The 16797-nt window shown below is 57.7% G+C and carries 15 protein-coding genes, 2 pseudogenes and 1 other annotated feature; of the genes and pseudogenes, 5 read left to right on the top strand and 12 right to left on the bottom strand.

Annotated features, from left to right (window positions below):
- Positions 1-17: 17 nt before the first annotated feature.
- The 9 genes and pseudogenes from L284_RS47660 to L284_RS43215 form a co-directional block, all read right to left on the bottom strand.
- A protein-coding gene (locus L284_RS47660; RefSeq protein ID WP_235054464.1) for an IS630 family transposase occupies positions 18-958 on the bottom strand; the annotation gives its coding sequence in 2 pieces (ribosomal slippage) (positions 18-613 and positions 613-958; 942 coding nt in all).
- Between the two features lie 235 nt (positions 959-1193).
- Positions 1194-1829, bottom strand: coding sequence for a TetR/AcrR family transcriptional regulator (locus tag L284_RS43250; protein ID WP_081674144.1), 636 nt, complete (start codon positions 1827-1829; stop codon positions 1194-1196).
- 399 nt (positions 1830-2228) lie between these two features.
- Positions 2229-2642 (bottom strand): annotated as a pseudogene (locus L284_RS43245) (transposase); the annotation flags it as partial.
- Positions 2244-2360, bottom strand: a sequence feature (AL1L pseudoknot). (Overlaps the previous pseudogene by 117 nt.)
- Before the next feature lie 60 nt (positions 2643-2702).
- Positions 2703-3590 (bottom strand): crotonase/enoyl-CoA hydratase family protein, encoded by an 888-nt coding sequence (locus L284_RS43240; protein ID WP_021228428.1) that lies wholly within the window; start codon positions 3588-3590, stop codon positions 2703-2705.
- 45 nt (positions 3591-3635) lie between these two features.
- Positions 3636-4559, bottom strand: coding sequence for a BKACE family enzyme (locus L284_RS43235; RefSeq protein WP_021235670.1), 924 nt, complete (start codon positions 4557-4559; stop codon positions 3636-3638).
- A 116-nt stretch (positions 4560-4675) separates the two neighbouring features.
- Complete coding sequence (locus L284_RS43230; protein WP_152524756.1) at positions 4676-5086, bottom strand: nuclear transport factor 2 family protein; 411 nt, start codon at positions 5084-5086, stop codon at positions 4676-4678.
- A gap of 232 nt (positions 5087-5318) precedes the next feature.
- On the bottom strand, positions 5319-6083 hold the full coding sequence (locus L284_RS43225; protein WP_031342992.1) for an SDR family NAD(P)-dependent oxidoreductase: 765 nt from the start codon (positions 6081-6083) through the stop codon (positions 5319-5321).
- 221 nt (positions 6084-6304) lie between these two features.
- On the bottom strand, positions 6305-8467 hold the full coding sequence (locus L284_RS43220; RefSeq protein WP_021235667.1) for a TonB-dependent receptor: 2163 nt from the start codon (positions 8465-8467) through the stop codon (positions 6305-6307).
- Between the two features lie 769 nt (positions 8468-9236).
- A complete protein-coding gene (locus tag L284_RS43215; protein ID WP_021235666.1) occupies positions 9237-9569 on the bottom strand; it encodes a hypothetical protein in 333 nt (110 codons plus the stop codon).
- A 385-nt stretch (positions 9570-9954) separates the two neighbouring features.
- On the opposite strand from L284_RS43215, the gene L284_RS43210 reads away from it, so the two are divergent.
- From L284_RS43210 to L284_RS43190, 5 genes and pseudogenes are all read left to right on the top strand, one after another.
- Positions 9955-10935 (top strand): 3-keto-5-aminohexanoate cleavage protein, encoded by a 981-nt coding sequence (locus L284_RS43210; RefSeq protein ID WP_200861680.1) that lies wholly within the window; start codon positions 9955-9957, stop codon positions 10933-10935.
- 107 nt (positions 10936-11042) lie between these two features.
- On the top strand, positions 11043-11975 hold the full coding sequence (locus L284_RS43205) for an NAD(P)H-dependent flavin oxidoreductase (protein ID WP_031342990.1): 933 nt from the start codon (positions 11043-11045) through the stop codon (positions 11973-11975).
- A 628-nt stretch (positions 11976-12603) separates the two neighbouring features.
- Positions 12604-13626: an NADP-dependent oxidoreductase gene (locus L284_RS43200; protein ID WP_031299115.1), complete on the top strand. Its 1023-nt coding sequence runs from the start codon at positions 12604-12606 to the stop codon at positions 13624-13626.
- Positions 13627-13725: 99 nt separating this feature from the next.
- Positions 13726-13929, top strand: a pseudogene (locus tag L284_RS43195) (transposase); the annotation flags it as partial.
- Positions 13930-13997: 68 nt separating this feature from the next.
- A complete protein-coding gene (locus L284_RS43190) occupies positions 13998-14267 on the top strand; it encodes a DUF6429 family protein (protein WP_021235662.1) in 270 nt (89 codons plus the stop codon).
- Positions 14268-14271: 4 nt separating this feature from the next.
- On the opposite strand, the gene tnpC is transcribed toward L284_RS43190, so the two are convergent.
- The 3 genes from tnpC to tnpA all read right to left on the bottom strand — a co-directional run bounded on the left by tnpC (position 14272) and on the right by tnpA (position 16710).
- Positions 14272-15918: an IS66 family transposase gene (gene tnpC, locus L284_RS43185; protein WP_021235661.1), complete on the bottom strand. Its 1647-nt coding sequence runs from the start codon at positions 15916-15918 to the stop codon at positions 14272-14274.
- Between the two features lie 88 nt (positions 15919-16006).
- Entirely contained in the window at positions 16007-16354 is a 348-nt protein-coding gene (gene tnpB, locus L284_RS43180; RefSeq protein ID WP_021235654.1) for an IS66 family insertion sequence element accessory protein TnpB, read from the bottom strand.
- A complete protein-coding gene (tnpA, locus tag L284_RS0124855) occupies positions 16351-16710 on the bottom strand; it encodes an IS66-like element accessory protein TnpA (protein ID WP_031342981.1) in 360 nt (119 codons plus the stop codon). The genes tnpB and tnpA overlap by 4 nt, the downstream gene beginning before the upstream one ends.
- Positions 16711-16797 lie beyond the last annotated feature (87 nt).

Genomic DNA, 16797 nt, shown 5'->3' with positions numbered 1-16797 from the left:
CCTAGAGCGGTTTTCGATCATTCTGGTTCATAGCCGCACGATCTGAAGTAGTTGGCGCATTCCTGAGGCTGGAAGATATCGACGAGTTTGCCGATCAAGCTCCACAGGCCGCTGACCGTTCGCTCGCCCGCTTTGCGGAGCATGGCCTTGAGGCGGGAGAACGCTTTCTCGATCGGGTTGAAGTCGGGGCTGTAGGGCGGGAGAAAGCGCAGGGTTGCGCCTGCGGCCTCGATGAGCACTTGCACCGATGCGCGCTTGTGGCTCGATAGGTTGTCCATGATGACGACGTCGCCGGGCCGCAGTTCCGGGACGAGGACCTGAGCGACGTAGGCTTCGAACCAGTCGCCGTTGATCGGTCCATCGAGCACCATAGGCGCGACCATGCCGGTCATGCGCAGGCCAGCGACCAGGGTGGTGGTCTTGCGGTGGCCGTGCGGGAAGCCCATCCGCAACCGCTCGCCTTTCGGGCAACGACCGTGGCTGCGGGTCATGTTGGTGGCGGTCCAGGTTTCGTCGATGAAGACCAGGCGCTCCGGTTCGAGATCGAGTTGCCCCTCGAACCAGTCCTGACGCTGTTTCAGGACGTCTGGTCGATCTTGCTCTATCGCATGGCCTGTCTTTTTTTGCGCGTCAGGCCACGGCGAACAAAAAAGCGATGTAGCCCGGCCACGGAAACGGCCATGCCCTTGTCCGCAAGCGCCAGACGTAGTTCTTCGAGGGTGATGTCCCTACGCTCCTCCCAAATGGCCAGAATGTCCGCTGCCCGCTCTTCCACCCGCCGCGAGCGCATATCCCCGCCGCGCGGCTTTGGGGCAATGTCACCCGTCTCGCGCTGCTGTGCCCGCCAACGGACCGCCGTTGATGGTGCAACACCGAACCGGGCCGCCGCAGCACGGCAACTCGATCCACTGTCCACCGCTGCCAACAGCCGAGTGCGCAAATCCATCGAAAGAGCCATCCATGCCGGCCTCCTTCACCAGCACGGATTCTGAATCAGAAATCGCGCCCGAAGGGAATCCCAGACCGATTCAGAACGGTCGAAAACCGCTCTAATTACGCAAAGCAAGGCAGCTGCGGAATTGTGATAAACTATGCGCTCTCGGCGCCACGGCGATGCCGGACCCGGCAGCCGCTTAGCATGGCTCACCGCAACTGCCTCACCGATTGGAAATGCTTCGGCTGCCATCGGCCAGTCAGGCTGATCTTCTCAATGCATCACAGTGCTGCTCGGCGAGGCGAAGAGCCGATCTCATGATGCGATCCTCCAGGACATCATCCCTGCGAACCAGCGCACGAATAGCGGTGCCCTTAACCGTGGCCCAAAGGAACCGCGTCACAATGCTTGCCTGGTCGAAGGCGATGCCGGTGTCCGCAAGCCTCTCTGCCCAATCCAGTCTCGCCATGCGGTAATTGGGAGAGGAATATGCCTCCCGCACCTTGATCACAGGTTCTTCGGAGCCCGACGCGACGAGTATGTCAAGTACGATGCGGTACGATTCGTCGAAGAACCGCCTTTGCGCGACGCCGACAAATTGCTTCAAAACATCTTCATTCCGGACGCCGACCAAGGCACTTCTGGCGTTTTGTTCCATGTCCACGAGAATGCGCTCATAAACTGCAGCGACAAGTTCCTCCTTAGAGGGGTAGTGATGAAGCAAGCCGCCACGTGACACTCCGGATTCGGAGGAAATATTGGCTGATCGCAGTCCAGCATGCCCAACGTCCCGAAGGATGCGGTAAGTTGCGTCCATCAGCTTGTTGCGTGTGATAGCACTTCGGTCGCTTTGTCGTACTGGCAAGGCCTCTTCTTCGCTGACATGCCTCGCCATCAAAGGATCGGCCTCGAAAAGGAACCGTAGCAGATAGACGTCGCATGCGCGGCGGCGGGGGCGGTTTGTCCCCGCGCCTTTTGGAAGGAACCCGATCTTCCTTCCGCTGCCACACTGTAGTTTCCCATCAAATTACCTTCACGACAGACTGGTGTTAGTCCGAGATTCCTAGTCACCATTTGAGCCGAAGGCTAGAGGTGACGGCTGCCCTGTCTCTGCCGCCAGCCCAAAGAGGTATCCCACTGGCAACGCTGCTAACGCGAAGCCAGCATCTGTGATCGTCGCGTGGGACCCGTTTGGCGCAGCCGTCAGCCACCATGTTGTCGGCTGTGACGATCTCATGAAGTACGGTGCGATCTTACCACGCAGCGCCGGTGATCCCCGGGGACGGATGAAGCGCTCGTGGTAAGTGGATGGGGCGATCGGCAGGAAGCGGCAGATCGGCTCGACCCCATAGGAATCGCGGTGACCGTCAATGAACGCGATCATCGCCGGAACGGGCGGTCGAGCTCCGCCTGCGCAAAATATGCGGACGCCTTGCGCAAAATCTCGTTGGCCTGCCGCAGTTCACGGACGTCGCGCTGAAGCGCCTTCACCTTGTCGGCAACCTCGGCCGGGACACTGGCACGCTTGCCACTGTTGAACTCAGCTTTCTTCACCCCACTCATGCAGCGTCTGCGGAACGCGGCCGATCTTCTCCGCGATAGACACCACCTCGGCCCATCGCGAGGGATGATCCCGCTCGTGGCCGAAAACCATTCGTACCGCGCGTTCGCGAACTTCCGGCGCAAACTTTTTCGTCGTCTTGCTCATACCGACTCCACCTTCTCAGGAGTTGGAGCCTCCGGCAAACCGGGTGCGGTTCATAGAGATTCAGCGGTCGGTCAACTCCCATGGAAAGAAGGACAGCTCCGAGGCTTTGCCAGTGAAACGGGGCTCACGCTTTTCGAGGAAAGCGCTCACACCTTCCTTGCCTTCCAGCCTGCTCGCGTGAAGGACGGCAAGAGAATCAATCTTATGGGCTTCGACCGGGTGCGGAAGCGCCGGATTCCGGCGCATCATCTGGCGCGTGAGCGCGACCGCAACGGGCGAACGATTCTGGGTCATGCGACGGGCCAGGGCATAAGCCTCCTCCAGCATTGTCGCGTGATCGTCATAGACGCTCCGAACAAGCCCGCCGGCATGTGCCGTGTCCGCATCGATGATATCGGCGGTCAATGTCCATTCCAGGGCAGTCTGTTCGCCGACGATCCGCGGCAAAAACCAACTGGAGCAGGCTTCCGGCACGATGCCGATCCGGCCGAACACAAAGCCGATCCGGGCGTCCCTGGTGGCCAAGCGGATATCCATGGGCAGCGTCATGGTAATCCCGATACCCACGGCTGCACCATGGATCGCACCGATGATGGGCTTCAGACAGTCGTACATGGCCAGCGTGACGCGGCCACCCGTATCGCGAATACCATCCCGGATCGCTTCGTCGTGTAGCCGCTTGTTCATGTCCTCAAGCGTAGGCTGCAGCGTTTCACTGAGACCAAAGACATTGCCCTGGACGCCAAGATCCATGCCTGCACAGAATGCCCTTCCCTCACCGGATACGATAATTGCCCGAATGGAATCATCCAAGCTGGCCGCGCGATAGAAGTGCTCGAGTTCTTGGCACATCTCAACCGTGAATGCGTTCAGTCGATCGGGCCGGTTAAGCAGCAAAAGAGCAATGCCCGTCTCGTCGATCTCATACTTGATCGTCTGATAGTTCATCTGTTGGAGTCCTTCCCCACGATCATTTCTCATCCATAACGTCCACTAGAACGAAACATTGTCTCCGCCCTTCAGATCGAGGATGCTCCGCGTTTCGCTCGGCGTCGCAACTTCCAGAGACAACGATTCGAGAACCGATCTAATGATACGAACCTGTTCCCCATTGGAGGTTGCGAGACGCCCTTTCCCGGCGTAAAGAGAATCCTCCAGACCGACGCGTACATTGCCGCCATTCAATGCGCCCATCGTCACGAAAGGAAGCTGGTGACGGCCCGCAGCCATTACGGACCATTGATAGTCGTCGCCGAATAGTTTGTCCGCGATTCGCTTGGCGTGAAGGAGGTTCTCTGTGTCTGCACCCTGGCCACCGAGAATACCGAAGATCGACTGCACAAACAGCGGCGGCTTGACCAGCTTCCGGTCTAGGAAGTGGGCCAGCGTATAGAGATGCCCCACGTCATAGCATTCAAACTCAAAGCGCGTACCATGTCGCACACCAAGACGTTCAATGATGTTCTCTATATCTTTGAAGGTATTTCGGAATATCCTGTCGCGGGATGCCTCTAGATAGGCCCCCTCCCATTCCTGGCTGAAATTGTATTTGTCAATCATCGGGTAGAGACCGAAATTCATCGATCCCATGTTGAGAGAGCATAGTTCCGGCGAGGCATGCTCAGCTGCCGCTAACCGGTCCTCCAGCGCCATATTCTGCCCACCGCCAGTGGTGATGTTGACGACTGCATCAGTTGCCTGCTTGATCCGAGGCAGAAAACCCATGAAAACGGCAGGATCCGGGGTCGGCTCGCCAGTCTCCGGATTGCGGGCATGAAGGTGAAGAATGGAAGCACCTGCTTCGGCAGCCTCGATGGCCTGCTGCGCAATTTGATCGGGTGTGATAGGCAGATGTGGACTCATCGTCGGAGTATGAACCGAGCCTGTGACCGCGCAGCTGATAATGATCTTTGACATAGCAAATTCCTCGATTTGTGTTGCGGGGCGCAGGCAAGTTGCAGGTTATGTCCTGCCTTCCTTTCTCCCATTGCTTGGACTGCGGCGATGTCTCCGTCGCACGCTACCCCACGCCTCTAGTTCGACGCGACCAGGTCAGATTGCTCGACTTCGGGGACCACCGAGTCCTTTGGATCGAAGTACTCATCGATCCGCGAAACTAAACCGTTAGCGCCAATCACAATACGCATGAGCGCAGGCAGTCGCATTTCATAACCGGACGGGAATTTTGCTGTCAGAAAATGCTGAGAAAATGCCGCGTCGTCGGCCCACGATATCCGCTGCTGCTGATATTTACGAGATACCGTTGAGGAGCAGAAGTATTGCAGGATATCCGCCGTTTGCTCGACGGTCTGCTCAGCTTGATCAAAATTGTGCCAAATGATGGCGCCTGCTTCGAAGCAGGTGCGGAATGTTTCCATATCCCCCTGCTCGATTGATGAAAACATTTTAGCTATAACTTTTGCAGACTTCTTATCATGAACCATGACATCTCTCCGATCATTTTTGCGCTCTGAGGCACCGCCCTTCACTTTTCCGGTCCGACGATAGATTTCCGAGTCACCTAACTGACAATTGCACATGACACCTGCTGCGATCACCGAACCGTCGACGATAATGCCACAAATCACTACGCACAAACAAACGGTATATCCGGTCTTTCAAATTGGTGATACGAGCCGTTTCGGTAGCCTCATGCACCGGCAGCCAGACCGCCTGCTAAATGGCCGTGAAACCGCCATCGATGAGGAAATCAGCCCCCGTCACGTAACCGCTCTCATCGGAAGCAAGATAGACCGCACAGGATGCGACCTCCTCTGCTTCGCCGGCACGCTTAATGAGGAAATTTTCGCTGATCATATCCATGACCTTAGTATCGGCGATAAAGGGCTCAGTCTGCGCCGATCGAATGAAACCCGGCGAGATCGAGTTGACACGAATTCCGTGCGGACCACCTTCCGCGGCAAGCTGGCGGGTCATGGCCACCACTGCGCCCTTCGCAGTGGTATGGGCAAGAGACCCTTGACTTTTCGATCCGACCCTCGCCGCGATAGAGCCAGTATTGATTATGGATCCCCCGCCCCGCTTCACCATATGCGGCCAAGCCTCGCGAGTGAGAAGAAAGACGATATCGACCTCTTCTCGCATCGTTCGCGAGAACGTTTCATAAGTCATCGCGGGAAAGAAGTCAAAATAGGCCATCGCCGCATTATTATAAAGAATGTCTACTCCGCCGTATTGCGTGAGCGCGAAGTTGATCAAGGCACTAGCACCATCGGGAACAGAAAGGTCCACAGGTTGCAACGATACCATCTCGCCACCGAAGGCGGTCACTTCTGCAACGACCTGCTCACCACGCGCCTCATTAATGTCGCATCCCACCACCTTCGCGCCTTCACGGGCAAAGGCCACTGCCGCAGCCCGTCCCATACCGCTGCCCGTACCGGTGATGATAGCGACTTTACCAGCCAGTCTTCCAGGCATGTCACATACTCCCACTTATTCCGGAACGTTGTCCGGAGTTGAAAGGTGGCTTGCGGCGGCCAGATTGGAGACGAAAGCCAAGTCGTTTCAAATGCATCGATTATATCCTGAGGACTAAGGTCTGGGCGGAGGGAGGCCGCTTCGGAAAGTATTATCTGCTACCCAAAGGCTTCGTCCGGGACTTCAGACCTGACAGACGTATCGATCCGCCCAGGTACACTCTAGAAATCGAAGGTCGCGCGCAGCCCGTAGGTACGCGGCGCCTGCAGGAAGGTTATTGCTGGTCCTGGGGTGCCGCCCAGTCCGAGAGCGGACTGAACAGCCTCATTCTCGATATTCTTGATCCACGCACCCAAACTCCACCCTCCCTGCTCATCATGATAAGTCAGGTTTGCGTCAGACATGAAGTAAGCCTTCTGTCGCGATCCGATGCCATGAGTGTAGGAGCCGTAGAAGTCGGACTCATAACGGGTTCCGACAAACGCACGTACGTACCCTCGGGACAGCTGAAAGTCATGCGAATAGCTGGCCGTGATTGTCCAGGTCGGCGCATTCATCATCTGCAGGCCACTGACGTCAAGGCCCGCCGCTTTTCCAAAGAAAGGCGAGCTGGGAACGATCGCCTCCGTCTGGCGCGCATGGAGGTAACCGATCGAGGCGCTCAGATTGTCATTACGCGTAGGTCTGAATATGATGTCTGTCTGGTTCCCGTAGATTTCGACTTTTTGCGAGTTGAAAATTGGGTTGAAAAGAAGATCGGGGTCATAGCCCTGAAGCGGCAGGTTTTTATAATCATAGTAGAAGAACTCGGAATTCAGGGTCAGTTTATTATCGAACATGCGGCTTTTGAAGCCTGCAGTGTAGGCAATGATGGTTGAGGAATCCACGCGGTTGTCGAAGGAATCCGTATCGGGGGTCGAATTGTATGTCGCCGGCTGGTAGCCGGACTGGACGGTAGCGTATAGCAGAACTTTGTCTGTCGCATCATATTCGAGTCCGACTTTCCAGTCGAGATGGTTCGATTTTACGTCAGCAGTCCAAGGCGCATTCGAGCTGTAGTCGAAAGCTGCTTGCGCCGTTACGCCCCGGCCCGTGCGGCTGTCGGAGCTGTAGCGACCGCCGCCAGTGATACGAAATTCGTCAGTGATGCTGTAGGTCGCTTGTGCATAGATGCCCACGCCTTTCGAGCGATTCCTGTAATTGTAATTAATGAAAATTGGAGGAATGCCGGTCACGTCCGAGTTCACCTGGCGATAGACGTTGACGCCTGCCTGCCACTTCATGCGACCGCTGTCACCGGAGGCTCGCAGTTCATTCGAGTATGCCTTAATCTTCGCATTGTAGACAGCAAACAAAGAACCGAGGAAGTAGTTGATCTTGGAATCGACACTCGTATAGGCAGGAATCGCCGAAATCGTCACGTCACCGAGCGTCAGATCGAATTGCGCGCCGACAGACAGACCATCATAGTCGACTGGGAAGCTTTTGACCGGCCCGAAGAGTGCCGTATATGGCTCCAGAAGCGGACCCGTAAGAGTGTCATCCCACGGATCGTTATGCAGGAACGACTTACCGTCAACCTGCCCGGTCACTGGATTGAAGCCTTTGTTGACGAGGTTCGTCGCAGTGCCGCGCTTGCGGGTCAGGAAGCCCCAGACATAGGCAGAAAAGTTCTCCGTCGGCGTATAGAGGGCAGAGAGGCGGCCTGCCAGATCATCCGCAGCCGATGCGCCACTTTTCTGATAGCCATTTCTGTTCGTGTAGTCGACACCCGCGCGCAGGGCGAAATTGTCCGAAACCGGAATGTTTTGGACCAGTGTCCCATGGAATAGCCCGTAATTGCCAACTTCGCCGATAGCCTGGGTTTCCCATTCATGGGTCGGACGCTTCAGAGTGACGTTCACGATGCCGCCAATGGCGCTGCGACCATAAAGCGTGCCCTGTGGACCGGGCAGAATCTCGATCTGGTCGATGTCGAAAAAGGGTGTGCTCATGGCCTCGCGAGGCACATATACGCCATTGATAGCGAATGCGACCGGCGGCTCGGTATTGGCAAAATCGTTGGTCGTGCCAATTCCGCGAATGTAGACCTCGACCGAAGCACCTTGGGCTTGGATGCGCGCCGAAGGCACAAAGTTCTGCACACTCACAAGATCCGTGATGCCGCGCGTCACGATTTCAGTGGACTGAATAGCTGTGATCGCTGCGGGAGTTCGCTGCAGCGTCTGCCGGTCCTTTTGCGCGGTGACGATTATGTCTTCGCTCAGGGAAGACGCGGTCGCGCTTCCGGCATCCGTCACTGAAGTCTGCGCAATAGCGACGACCGGTACTCCCGTTCCCGTAAGAAACAGGCCGAGTGCGGTATGCAGCTTGAATCGCTTCATTTCTTCTTCCCCTCCCAGGATTTTCAAAGCGATGGGCACCGTTTCAGCTGAGTGACCAACCGCTGGATTCGCTCTGTTTCATCGAGCGTCGCCATTTATTAGGAACAGTACATCCTGCCTGTCAATTCGCTTTTTGCTGGTGATTGGCCCAGGCATAAGCCGTGTCGCTTCAAGCCGACTGTGCCCGCGCGCGCTGATCGTACCGGCCAACAAGATGGTACATAATTTGAGCGCCGCTGACGAAGAGTGAAGATTATCAGGTTCCGGCCAAGCCGCAGCCGCATGGTGGAAGTACCGCCAACTGACGCTTGATAAGAGGAGTGATAAGGCGACGATCCGAACTGGCGAAAGATCGAGTAGATCGGGTTAGGAAAATCAGCAGATCAACATACCGGCCAAGGGCTGCTGGGGCGCTACATCCGACGTAGCGGATCATGCCGATTGGACTACGCCAACGGGTCCATGTGTCAGACGAACCTGGAAACACGACGGGTCAAATCCCCGGTTCGGTTGACACCATGAGTTCTTATCAATGCTGGCGGTACAACTGAGAGCTAAAGCTGCCGCACTGCAGCAGACCAGCGCCTTACCCGCGATACTAACCTAATATCGCACCCTACATCCGTTGAATGCTCGCGGCACGATGGCAGTACCAATGCCAGAAGTCGTTCGCGCATGCTGTTCAATCGCCCAAGGTCGGTAAACTGATGGGCCCAAGGCGGCGAGGCGTTTGTCAGGCGCGCATTGCTGCTGGTCCTTCGCCGTGATCCTACTTCAGTGACCCGGCGATGCCGATCGCGCAGCATGCCCCCACCAACAGTCCCAGCTTCGGCAAAGACACGCTTTGGCCATATGCTAGATAAGCGATGGCAATCGTAGAGAGTGGCACTGCCGCAGCCATGAAGGGCACCACGATGTTCAATGCCACGCCTTGGCGGACGAGGATCGCCAGGAGCCAGGTGGATGCGATGTATGAGGCCAGGCATGTCGCTGTCCATCCAATATCGGTGAAACCTGCCGTTCTAGGAATGAGGGCCGCCCCCGAGATTTGGGTAATCAATGCAGCCAGAAAAATAAAGATGGATGTCAGCGATATACTCATAAAACAATCCTCCCCAAATACTAATATACGATATGATCCTGTTACTCGAAGAAAGATGCTAGGTTATTGACGCTCTATCTTCAGATTTTCATTCGCAGTTTTTTCATTTTTGATATTTTCAGATAGTTACCCGAAAAATTACGATTCATGCCAGAATAGAAGCCAAGATTTCTGGACCTGGCGTTACGCCATGCACTACGGCCAGTCAACACGCAAACAGGATATCCCGCTTGTAAATAGCAACCTCCTACCCAGTTCGCAATAGGGGCGCTCAGCAGAGGGAGGGAGAGATTTTTCTCCGCAAGGATTGCGCCAGCATAAAAAAGCAGTATGAACGGTCTCTATCATCGCTGGGTGATGAATGCTTTTCAAAAGGAGAGGATAGATGAGTTCAGTATCATCGGTGCAGGAAGAAATTCCTTCGCTCTGGGAGGCAGCGCGCCGGGAGATGGAAGATTATAGCTTCCTCGGCTCCTATGAGCAGCCAAAGTGGGATATACCGAACAAAATCGGAATTTCGTGCGCCGTCTCCAGTCGCTTCTCGGAAGGTTCCGAGCGCGGACATACGACGAATTCCATCGAACGCTATATCGACGAGGCATCCGCGGTCATTGAAGAGGGTGCTTTTTCCGTTCACATTGACTTCACCTGGGTAACCGACGAGAAGGGCCGTCGGCTGGACAAGATTCCCCCTGTTGAGGCCTACTCGATGGTGCTGGAGCCGCTCCGCAAACGCTATGGTTATAGCTTCATGGCCGACCTGAACGTGCTCAATGGCGCCACGTTCGAGGAGTGCCTCAGCCCGGCTGTCGCCGGACTGGCGGAAATAGGGCCGTGCGCGCCGGGACATCCCGAATCCTTCGCGGGTCCGGCGGTCCGTACGCTCGTTGCCAATGGTGTGGTTCCGGCATTGGCGATCCACAATTCGGGCGAGATCGAACTGGCCAAGCGCCGGCTGATCGACACCGGAATCTTGAAGGGTACGGTGTACTGGGGGCTTCTATTTGGTTTGCCCTTCGACGTCGGTCGTACGCTGCTCTCTGGGAACTCGGTGACGGACGTTGACGACATGGTCCGCCAGATGATGTTGATGGTGCACCAGATCCGCAAGGTTGATCCGACGGCCCCCATACACGTCTGCGCCGCCGGCCGTGCGACGATGTACATGACGACGCTGGCAACGATGCTGGGGCTCCACATCCGCGTGGGGACGGAAGACACCGAGTGGAAATATCCCAACTCCGATGAGCGCTTCTCGAGCAATCTTGAAATGTTCAAGGCCGCCAAGGAGATTGCTGCCCTCCACGGCCGAACTCCGGCAACCGCCAACGAGATGCGTGCGCTACTTGGCGTCCCGCAACGCTAAGCCGATTGCCCCGGCGGCACGGCTTCATGCCGCCGGGGCTCCACGTCGCCGCGATGCGGATTGCTGGCGGCGCTATTAAGTTACACTATCGCCAAGGCAGAGTGAATATGTCAGTGCCGCAACTGCTCGCCGACCGGCTCGCGCTACCCGCGATCGCCGCCCCCATGTTTATTATTTCTCAGCCCGATCTAGTTATCGAACAATGCCGGGCCGGGATCGTTGGCTCCTTTCCGGCGCTTAATGCGAGGCCCTCCGGCGTTCTTGAACAATGGCTGCAGCGGCTCTCGGTCGAACTTACTGATCGGGATGCCCCCTTTGCGGTAAACCTGATCGTTCATAAATCGAACGGCAGGCTGCAGGAAGATCTCGCCCTTTGCGTCCGCTATAAGGTCCCTATCGTGATTACCTCGCTCGGCGCAAATACGGAGGTGTTCGATGCGATCCATGCCTATGGCGGAATTATTCTCCATGACGTGATCAACAACACGTTCGCGCAGAAGGCGGTCCAGAAGGGCGCTGATGGGTTGATCGCCGTAGCTTCAGGTGCTGGCGGGCATGCCGGCAGGCTGTCGCCATTTGCCTTGATCGCGGAAATCAGGGAATGGTGGGACGGTCCGCTTGTCCTTTCCGGCGCAATTGCGACTGGAAGCGCCATGTTAGCCGCACAGGCGATGGGCGCAGACTTAGCCTATCTGGGTTCCATATTCATCGCGACGAACGAGGCGAATGCTGCCTCTGAATACAAGCAAATGGTGGTGAACTCGTCTGCTGAAGATATTGTCTATTCCGACCTCTTTACCGGAATTCACGCGAATTATCTGAAGCCGTCTATTCGACAGGCAGGCCTGGACCCCGATAATTTGCCCCTGGGCGATCCCTCTCGCATGGATCTCGTGGGACATGGCGACGGAGCCAAAGCCTGGCGAGACATCTGGGGATGCGGGCAAGGCATAGGAACGGTGAAAGAGATCCTGCCGGCTGCCGAACGCATACGGCGATTAGGCGAAGAGTATCGTGCTGCTATGGCACGCCTCGGTTAAGAGGGAAGTGGCCCACCCAGCTCTAACCGTAGGCGGTGCAAATGTGCACAAAGGTTAAGAGCCTAACGCAAAGGCCTTGCGGGAGCCGGCGGCGCAGAGCGATATTTCTGAGCTTGCGGCGGTGCAGAGCATGAGATCGTGACAAACATTTGCCGAGTGTCCGGTATCGAGGCGCGTGAGAGCATGCTTCGGCTACCGGGCGCCCTACCCCAGTCCATCGGCCGGCGTCGAGTGTCTGAGCAGAGCGCCTTGTCGGACAAAGATCTGAGCTTGCCAACAGTAGAAGGGGAGCTGCATTCTGGAAGACAGGCGACTGCGCGATCGGTGGCCTCAAGCGAATACCGTCCTCGACGATCCGCGTCGGCGTGGGCGCCTGCGGCGAGTGAATCGGTGTCGCAAACCTCCATCAGCAATCAGCGAGCCCTGCGGACGATCTCCACCATGAACGCTGCAAGAAGCAATATCTCCAAAAAGCGCCGAAATGTGCCAGTCAGGCGGACCACGCCATCCTCGGCTTCCGATGGACAGGAACTACCTGCTCCAGCTCCCTTACCATCTTGACCTGCCTTTTTCAGAAGCGAGTTTCCAACTTACGAGGGAACATCTTATATGTCCGAGAGACCGAGCCTTGTCTGATACCTACAACCGTCAAGTCTGGCTTGCATCGCGTCCAACGGCCATTCCGCATGCGGAACATTTCGGAATTCGTGAGGTCGAGATCCCCAACATTGCCGAGGGGGAGATCCTGGTTCGTAACCAATATCTATCAGTTGACCCAGCCATGCGAGGCTGGATCGCCGATCCCCGAGGATATCTTCCGCAAGTCAAGGTCGGCGATACCATGCGCGCCTTCGCCGTTGGAGAGGTACTCATGTCGCGGAACCCGGATTATGTGGTGGGTGAAATGCTCATGGGTATATTTGGATGGCAGGAATATGCGGCCGTGGCGGCTGATGCGGTTCTTCTGCGCGTGAAAGAACGTGATCTGCCTTGCTCACTCGCGTTAGGAGCATTGGGGCTGAACGGTATTACAGCATATTTCGGATTGCTTGAGGTCGGCTGTCCGGAATCCGGGCAAACAGTCGCGGTCTCAACAGCTGCTGGCGCTGTGGGTTCCATCGTCGGGCAGATTGCCAACATCAAAGGCTGCAAGACGGTGGGTTTTACCGGCGGGCCGGCGAAAGTCCGGCAATGTCTGGATGAGTTCGGCTACGAGGCCGCAATAGATTACAAGTCTACCAATGACATTGACGGCGCGATCGCATCAGTCGCTCCTGGGGGCGTTGACGTCTACTTCGACAACACATCAGGACCGGTCAGCGATGCGGTCATGCGCCATATCAATATAGGAGCTCGCGTCGTAATCTGCGGCACAGCTGCCTATCCGAGCTGGAATCCCTGGAATACCGGTCCACGGCCGGAGCGGCATCTTATCGTCAAGCGAGCCAGAATGCAGGGGTTTCTCGCCACTGATTTCAGCGACCGTTTCAACGAAGCGGCGGCCCAGCTTGCGAATTGGATCAGGGAGGGCCGGCTCAGGTATCGCGAGGACATTTTGGAGGGACTGGAGAACGCTCCCGGGGCGCTTCAGAGATTGTACAGCGGCCAAAACGACGGGAAACTCCTGATCAGGTTAGCGGCAGCCGGGTAACGACCATATGATCGCCCGGTTGACTGAGAGCCCGACCCAAAAGTTGTTGAGCAATACCAGCATGTTGTGATTCACGCCGTCCTGCGAGAGATGGAGTGAATGATGGCATGGACTGGTATCGCCCGGCAGGAGCATAGCCGGAAAGGCTTGCGCTATTCCAGCGATATGACGGACAGGGAGTGGGCGTTGGCAGCGCCGTTCATCCCTGGGGCCAAGCGGGGAGGTCGGCGCCGGACAACGGACATGCGCGAAGTCCTGAACGCATTGCTCTACATCGCAGCGAGCGGTTGCGCCGTACGCATCCGATAGCGGACGCAGTGTAGCTGGTGGTCAAGATGTGAGATTATCGGCAGCGCCGCGAGGAGCTGCCTATGGACGAGCAGGATATCGATACCGACCGGATTGATGAGGCGGTTCTGGCTCTGATGTTCTTGACGCTGCACGACCTGGATCGGACGTCAGGGACTTGTCGAGCCTGGAAGACCTTTGATTGGGATGCGCTGGGACGCTTGTATGAGGGAGGATTGATCAACAATCCCGTGGGCAAGGCGAAGTCGGTAGTGTTGACCTCAGCCGGCCGTGAGCGCTGCGAGCGGCTATTTCATGGACTGTTCTGCGCAAGGCGCAAGGCCTCGGTCTAACGGTTCAGGCAGCGATTTCCTGTGTGAGCTGCTGCTGAGCGGCCTTCCAGTGCCAAGGGAGGAGTTCGTGAAGGCGGCTCTGGGGTATGTCGGCGATCCGGGCGAGGACGTCGGTGAACCAGGCGAGCGGATCGACGTCGTTGAGGCGCGCGGTGCCGAAGAGGCTGAACATCATCGCGGCGCGCTGGCCGCCACGATCAGAGCCGACGAACAACCATGCTTTTCTTCCCCGAGCCACGCTGCGCAGCTCACGCTCGGCGGCGTTGTTGGAGAGGCATATCCGGCCATCGGCGAGGAAGGTGGTGAAGCCGTCCCAGTCGTTCTGGAGATAGGCGATGGCCTTGGCCACGGCATCGTGACGAGACAGTTTGCTGCGTGTCTCGCGCATCCAGGTCTCGAGTTCGGCAACGATGGGCGCGGATAATTCCCGGCGAACGGCGAGGCGCTCGGCGGCAGGCTTGCCGTTGATGTCGCGCTCGATGGCAAAGAGCCGGTCGATGATCTCGAGCGCTTCACTCGCCAGCGGCGAGACGAGCGGCGTGGCGCCCTTTTTCCGGCGTTTGAGTTGCTGCCTGATATCGACGAGCTTGAAGAACTCACGGCGTGCGTGAACCCAGCAGTTGGCGCGGGTCATGGGTTTGTCCGTCCGGCCTTCCTCGAACAGAGCATTGAAGCCGGCATACCGGTCGACCTGGAGGATCCCGGCATAGCCTGCCAGGTGAGCGCGGGGATGCTCACCTCTGCGATCGCTCGAGTAATAGCATAGCGCCACCGGCGGAGCCGTGCCGCCGAACGGGCGATCGTCACGCACATAATCCCATATTCGCGCTACGCTGGTCTTGAGCTTGGCGAGAAGCGGGACGGTGGTGTCGTCGGCATGCAGGCGGTCTGCGGCAAGCCCGTGGGCTTCCAGCAGCAGGAACAGGGGCTTTACCGCTACGCAGATCGCGCCGATCTGGTCTGCAAGGGTCGAGAGGCTCAAGGGGATGCCTTCGGCCTCGAGCCTGTCACGCTGGCTGTTCAGGGGCTGGTGCAGGCCGTACTTCTGGAACGCGAGGTTTGCCAGGAAGTGCGGCCCGAACATTCCGCGCGGGGTTACGTGGAAGGGCGCGGGTGGCTGGCTGATCTTCTCGCACTGACGGCAGGAGACCTTCTCGCGCACGGTCTGGATCACCTTGTGCCGGGCCGGAACGCGCTCGAGCGTTTCGGTGACCGCTGCGGGAAGCTGGCTCAGATCATCCGAGCCGCAGCATGGGCAAAGGTCCGGCGCGGGGATGACGACCTGCTCGCGCGGGAGATCGGCGGGGAAGTCGCGGCGGGTGGATCGCGTGCGGGTGAACGCCTGGACCGTGGTGGTCTTGGCAGCGGCGATCTGGCCGAGCAGCTCGGCCTCGCTGGCATTTGCCTCCAGTTCCTCGAAGGTCAGTTCGAGCTGATCCAGCAGGCGCCGGCTGCGCTCGGAACGCGCACCATATTTGTCGCGGCGCATCTGCTCGTTCATCAGTTCGAGATGAGCGTTGCGGGCCAGCAGGTCGGCATTGATCGCCCAGACTTTGGCGACTTCAGCCTCTGCCACCAGTGCCTGTTCGCGCACGATGGCAAGTTCAGCGCGAAGCTGCACAAGCTCATCGGATGCGTTGCTGGAGACCATGCGCGGATTATAACCCGCAAGTCCTCAGAAACCCAGCATTTACAGCACTTTTATGCCGCTCCTGCTGCTGTTTTGACGAGGCAAGGAATTACCCTACCTGCGTCGGGCGCCAGGTCTCCTGCGGGTTGCGCCAATCCACGCCTTCAAGCAGGCACGCCATCGCGGAAGCCGAGATCGCGATCGTCCCATCCTTTGCAGATGGCCAGACAAAACGCCCTCTTTCCAAGCGTTTTGCATATAACGACATCCCGAGGCCGTCATGCCACAAGATCTTGCACAGCGATCCGCTTCGTCCCCTGAAGACGTACAGATCGCCGGCATGGACGTCCTTGTTCAGGGATTGCTGCACCTGCAGAGCCAGCGAGCGCATTCCCCGCCGCATATCCGTATGCCCCAGCGCCAGCCACACCCTCATGCCGCTCGGGATCGGGATCATCGGGCCAAGGCCTTGATGACGGCCGCTGCCATGGTCGGCGACGCCGAATTGTAGATGCTCACCCGGGCGCCGTGGGAAAGCTCGACCAGGATCGCCGGCTGCACGGGCGTGGGCACGGAGCTCTTGTCTTCCAGCACGACAGCTTCGATGAAGCCATGGTCCTCCTGCGACGCGACGAGCGCCGCACTCAGCTTGCGCCGCCAGGTATAGACCAACGCAGTGGAAACGTCGTGCCGCCGAGCAACCTGTGACACACACGCGCCGGGGGCAAAGGCCTCTTCCAGAATGCGCCGCCGTTCCTCAGCACTCCAGCGACGGCGGCGTTCAGGCCCGCCGAAAACCGTGATCCGTCCCACAAACACCGCTCCTAAGTTCGCAAATAACTGCGACCTTAAGACCGATCCATCACTCCACCGGCAAGGCGCCGCTCAGCGGATGCGTAC

Source organism: Novosphingobium lindaniclasticum LE124 (assembly GCF_000445125.1).
GTDB lineage: Bacteria > Pseudomonadota > Alphaproteobacteria > Sphingomonadales > Sphingomonadaceae > Novosphingobium > Novosphingobium lindaniclasticum.
Note: the sequence above shows the minus strand (reverse complement) of the source record. Positions and strands in the feature narration are given on the sequence as shown.